Consider the following 5481-nt stretch of genomic DNA (forward strand, 5'->3'; position numbering starts at 1 on the left):
CCTCGGCGTGCGCCCGGGCGGCGGCCGCCTGGAGGCGGCGGACGGCCTCGGCCAGGGCCCGGGCCGTGCGTTCCGCGGACTCCTGCCCGCCGGTCACGGCCTACCCCGGAGCCGGGTCGCGGTGTCCGCACCCCGGGCCGCATCGCCGCCGTGCCGAAGAGAGGTCATCACGTGTCCAGCCAGTCCCGCATCCGTTCCAGCAGCCGGCCGGTGTCGACCGGTTTGGTGACGTGGTCGTCGGCCCCGGCCGCCAGGCTGCGGTCCCGGTCTCCGGGCATGGCCTTGGCGGTGACGACGATGACCGGCAGCCGCTCGAAGCGCGCGTCGGCCCGGATCGCCGCGATGGCCGCGTAGCCGTCCATTCCGGGCATCATGACGTCCATCAGCACCAGGTCGGTCTCCGGGTGGGCGCGCAGCAGGTCGATCCCGGCGCGGCCGTCGGAGGCGTGCAGGACGGTCAGTCCGTGCTGTTCCAGGGCCGCGGTGAGCGCGAAGACGTTGCGGATGTCGTCGTCGACGATCAGCACGGTCCGCCCGGCGGACGGTCCCGCCACGGCCGGGCCCGCGGCGGCCGGCCCGGCCGCCGGGGGACTCTCGCCTCCGAGCGCCCGGATCACCCGCACCCGCAGCTCGTCCAGTCCGCCGACCTGCTCCACGCCCCCGGGCGGCGGGCCGCCGCCCCCGTACCCCAGCACCGGCGGGCCCTCCGCCGGGAGCTCCCCGAGCAGCGGCGCGAGGTCCGCGGAGCCGACCAGGTCCAGCAGGACGCACCGGTACGGCCCACCCGTGAGCGCGGCCCGCAGCCCCGCCTCGTCGTCCACCCCGTGGATCCGCACGGGCGACGCAGGACCGCCCTCCGGTGAAGCTCCCGAGCCTCCGTCCGGGGAGCCTCCCGACGAAGCCTCCATCTCCCCGACCGCCGCCCGGGCGAGCTGGGTGAGCAGCCCCGGCGGCTCCGGCTCCACCACCAGGACCCGCGGCTCGGCACCGCCCTCCGCCACCTGCTCGCCCAGCGGCAGGTACAGGGTGAACCGGCTGCCCTGCCCCGCCGCCGAGCGGACGGTGATGGTGCCGCCGAGCAGCCGGGCGAGCTCCCGGCTGATCGACAGCCCGAGGCCGGTGCCGCCGTAGCGCCGCGCGGTGGAGCCGTCGGCCTGCTGGAAGGCGCCGAAGATGGTGTCCAGGTGGGCCGGGTCGATGCCGATCCCGGTGTCGTCCACGTGGAAGGCCACCGCGGCGTGCGCCCGGCCGAGTCCGGACGGCAGTTCCGCCTCCTCGACGCGTTCGATCCGCAGCTCGACCCGGCCGGTGTCGGTGAACTTGACGGCGTTGGACAGCAGGTTGCGCAGCACCTGGCGCAGCCGGGCCTGGTCGGTGACGATCCGCTCCGGCACGGCCCGGTCGACGGACATCTCGAAGGCGAGCCCCTTCTGGTCGGCCAGCGGCCGGAAGCCGGACTCCACGTACTCCAGCAGCTCGCGCACCGCGAACGGTTCGATGGCCAGGTCCATCTTCCCGGCCTCCACCTTGGAGAGGTCGAGGATGTCGTTGATGAGCTGGAGCAGGTCGGTGCCGGCCGAGTGGATCACACCCGCGTACTCGACCTGCTTGGGGGTGAGGTTCCCGCTGTTGTTCTCGGCGAGCAGCTGGGCCAGGATGAGCAGGCTGTTCAGCGGGGTGCGCAGCTCGTGGCTCATGTTGGCCAGGAACTCCGACTTGTACATCGAGGTGCGGGTCAACTCCCTTGCCCGTTCCTCCAGTTCCTCGCGCCCCTGCTCGATCTCCAGGTTCTTCGCCTCGATGTCCCGGTTGCGCTGGGCGAGCAGCGCGGCCTTATCCTCCAACTCGGCGTTGGACCGCCTCAGTTCCTCCTGACCTTCCTGCAACTCCTCGGAGCGGGCCTGGAGTTCGGCGGTGAGCCGCTGGGACTCGCCCAGCAGCTCGTCGGTGCGGGCGTTGGCCAGCAGGTTGCCGAGGTTGGCCCCGCAGGCCTCGGCGAACTGGGCCAGGAAGTCGCGGTGCACTTCGGCGAACGGGCGGACGGAGGCGAACTCCATCACGCCGATCAGCCACTCCTCCAGGGCGATCGGCAGGATGACCACCGAGCGGGCGTCACCGCTGCCCGCGGCGGAGGAGACGGTGGCGTAGCCGGGCGGCAGACCGTCCACGGCCACGGTCCGCCGGGTGCGGGCGGCCTGGCCGACCAGGGACTCCCCCAGCCGCAGCCGCCGTTGCTCCCCGGCCGGCCTGCCATAGGCACTGATCAGGACCAGTTCGGTCTCGTCCGTGCCCTCCTCGGCGAGGAAGAACGCGCCGTACTGGGCGCCGACCAGCGGGGTCAGCTCGTCGGTGATCATCTCGGCGACGGCGCGGATGTCCCGCCGGCCCTGGATCGCGGCGGAGAAGCGGGCCAGGTTGGTCTTGAGCCAGTCCTGCTCCTGGTTGGCCAGGGTGCTCGCGCGCAGCGATCCGACCATCGCGTTGATGTTGTCCTTGAGGTCGGCGACCTCGCCGGAGGCGTCCACGCTGATCGAGCGGGTCAGGTCGCCGGCCGCGACGGCGCTGGTGACCTCGGCGATCGCCCGGACCTGCCGGGTCAGGTTGCCGGCCAGCTCGTTGACGTTCTCGGTGAGCCGCTTCCAGGTGCCGGAGACGCCCTCCACCCGGGCCTGCCCGCCGAGCCGGCCCTCGCTGCCGACCTCCCGGGCCACCCGGGTCACCTCGGCGGCGAACGAGGACAGGGTGTCCACCATGGTGTTGACGGTGGTCTTCAGCTCCAGGATCTCCCCGCGCGCGTCCACGTCGATCTTGCGGGTCAGGTCGCCCTCGGCGACGGCGGTGGTGACCTGGGCGATGTTGCGCACCTGGCTGGTCAGGTTGTGCGCCATGAAGTTGACGTTGTCGGTGAGGTCCTTCCACGTCCCGGAGACGCCCCGGACCGTGGCCTGCCCGCCCAGGATGCCCTCGGTGCCGACCTCCCGGGCCACCCTGGTCACCTCGTCCGCGAACGAGGACAGGGTGTCCACCATGGTGTTGATCGCGTCGGCGAGGGCCGCGACCTCGCCCTTGGCCTCGACGGTGATCTTCCGCGACAGGTCGCCGCGGGCCACCGCCGTCGCCACCTCGGACATCGAGCGGACCTGGCCGGTCAGGTTGGAGGCCATCACGTTGACGTTGTCGGTGAGGTCCTTCCACGTCCCGGAGACGCCCCGGACGGTGGCCTGCCCGCCCAGGTTCCCGGCGGTGCCGACCTCCCGTGCCACCCTGGTCACCTCGTCCGCGAACGAGGACAGCTGGTCGACCATCGTGTTGATGGTCTCCTTCAGCTCCAGGATCTCGCCGCGCGCGTCGACCCGGATCTTCTGGGTCAGGTCGCCCTCCGCGACGGCGGTGGTCACCTCGGCGATCGAGCGGACCTGGGCGGTGAGGTTGTCGGCCATGACGTTGACGGACTCGGTGAGCGACTTCCACGTGCCGGAGACGTCCCGGACGTCCGCCTGGCCGCCCAGCCGTCCCTCGGTACCGACCTCGCGCGCGACCCGGGTGACCTCGGCGGCGAACGAGGACAGCTGGTCGACCATGGTGTTGATGGTCGTCTTGAGTTCCAGGATCTCCCCGCGCGCGGCGACCGAGATCTTCTGGGTGAGGTCCCCCTCGGCCACGGCGGTCGCCACCTGGGCGATGTTGCGCACCTGCCAGGTCAGGTTGCCCGCCATCGCGTTCACCGAGTCGGTCAGATCGCGCCACGTCCCGGCGACGCCCGGCACCTGGGCCTGACCGCCGAGCCGGCCCTCGCTGCCGACCTCCCGGGCCACCCTGGTCACCTCGTCCGCGAACGAGGACAGGGTGTCCACCATGGTGTTGACGGTGCTCTTGAGTTCCAGGATCTCGCCGCGCGCGTCCACGTCGATCTTCTGGGTGAGGTCGCCGCGGGCCACTGCCATGGTGACCTGGGCGATGTTGCGCACCTGCCAGGTCAGGTTGCCCGCCATCGCGTTCACCGAGTCGGTCAGATCGCGCCACGTCCCGGCGGCGCCCGGCACCTGGGCCTGCCCGCCGAGCCGGCCCTCGCTGCCGACCTCCCGGGCCACCCTGGTCACCTCGGAGGTCATTCGGGCCAACTGGTCGGCCATGCCGTTGAAGACCACGGCGATCTCCCCCAGCACCCCCGGCCGGTCCGGGGCGAGTCGGGTGCGGAAGTCCCCGTCGCGCACGGCCGTCAGCCCGGCGAGCAACTGCCGCAGCGCCTGCTCGGCCGGATCGGCCGCGGGGGCTGCGGGTACCGGCTGCTCGTCCATCCGTCCACCGTCCGGATCGCTCGCACGGCCGGGGTGCTCCGTCCGGGCACCTCGGCCCCGAGGGCGGCGGGCCGCCGCCCTGCTCCCACTGTGCCACCGCGGGCCGGGGGTGACACGCGGGGCGGTTCGCACGCGGGGCCGGGCGGCCGGCGCGGGCCTCAGAGCGGCAAGGTCTCGTGGATCGGGAAGGCGTCGACGGCACCGGTGAGTTCGAGCATCCGCAGGATCAGCGGCCGGGGCCGGGCCAGTTCGATCCGGCTGCCGTCCACGGCTGCCCGGGCCTTGGCCCGCAGCAGGGCGTTGAGCCCGGTGGAGTCGCAGAACTCCAGCCCGGCGCAGTCCACCACGATCACGGTGGCGGGCTCGGCGAAGGCCCGGTCGAGCGCCTCCCGCAGGTCGGCGATCGAGTCGAGGTCCAGATCACCGCGCAGTACCAGCACGGTGCCCAGGGCCCACGGCCGGATCTCGACGGTGAGCCCCTCGGCCCGGCCCGGGGCCGGGTTCCCGGAATTCGACGGGCGCTGCGTCATGGCTGCGGGCTCCTCTCGCTCGGTCCGGATCCCGCACCGACCGGTGCCGACGCTCACGCCCATGCGGCTATCCACTGCGGCGCACCGGAAACCCCTCGGGCCGGGAAGGACGCCGACCAGCCGGCCGGTCCGGCGCCCCGTCCACACCGGCCGCCGTCAGGGCCGGCGGGCGCGACACCTCCAGCCAGACCAGCTTCCCCACGCCCTCGGGCTGCGAGCCCCAGGCGCGGGCCAGCCGGTTCACCACCCGCAGCCCGTGCCCGCCCGGCCGTCCCGCACCGCCGAACGGGCGCAGCCGCGGCTGGACGGGGCTGGCGTCCGCGACCTCGACCCGCAGCCGGGCACCGTCCCAGTGCAGCCGCAGCTCGTACGGGCCGCCGGGTGCGTGCAGACAGGCGTTGGTGACCAGCTCGGAGACCATCAGCAGGACGTCCTCGGCCGCGGCCCGCCGGTCCGCGTCGGCGGTCGGCAGCCAGTGCCAGGACACCAGCGCTCGCCGGCTGAACTCGCGGCTGCGCTGCACCGCGCCGGCGCTGCCCGGCAGCGCCAGCCGCCTGGTCTGCTCCCGGCCTGGCGGCCCACCGTTCCCGGGGCGGTCCACGGCCTGCCTCCTACCTCGGCTCGGGCGGCTCGACGGGCCCGGCGGAGCCCTC

At 73.5% G+C, this 5481-nt stretch carries 3 protein-coding genes; all 3 read right to left on the bottom strand.

What is annotated here, in order from left to right:
* Nucleotides 1–167: 167 nt before the first annotated feature.
* The gene (locus KS423_RS37225) at nt 168–4298 is read right to left on the bottom strand and encodes a HAMP domain-containing protein (RefSeq protein WP_224284163.1); all 4131 of its coding nucleotides are present in this window, start codon (nt 4296–4298) and stop codon (nt 168–170) included.
* Between the two features lie 158 nt (nt 4299–4456).
* Nucleotides 4457–4828 (bottom strand): STAS domain-containing protein, encoded by a 372-nt coding sequence (locus tag KS423_RS37230; protein ID WP_224284164.1) that lies wholly within the window; start codon nt 4826–4828, stop codon nt 4457–4459.
* Nucleotides 4829–4895: 67 nt separating this feature from the next.
* On the bottom strand, nt 4896–5429 hold the full coding sequence (locus KS423_RS37235; protein WP_224284165.1) for an ATP-binding protein: 534 nt from the start codon (nt 5427–5429) through the stop codon (nt 4896–4898).
* Nucleotides 5430–5481 lie beyond the last annotated feature (52 nt).

Origin of the sequence: Streptomyces sp. LS1784 (assembly GCF_020103755.1) — a bacterium.
Taxonomy (GTDB): Bacteria; Actinomycetota; Actinomycetes; order Streptomycetales; family Streptomycetaceae; genus Kitasatospora.

Coding starts and splice junctions, on each gene's coding strand:
- KS423_RS37225 (WP_224284163.1), bottom strand. CDS start 4,298: ATGGACGAGCAGCCGGTACCCGCAGCCCCCGCGGCCGATCCGGCCGAG.
- KS423_RS37230 (WP_224284164.1), bottom strand. CDS start 4,828: ATGACGCAGCGCCCGTCGAATTCCGGGAACCCGGCCCCGGGCCGGGCC.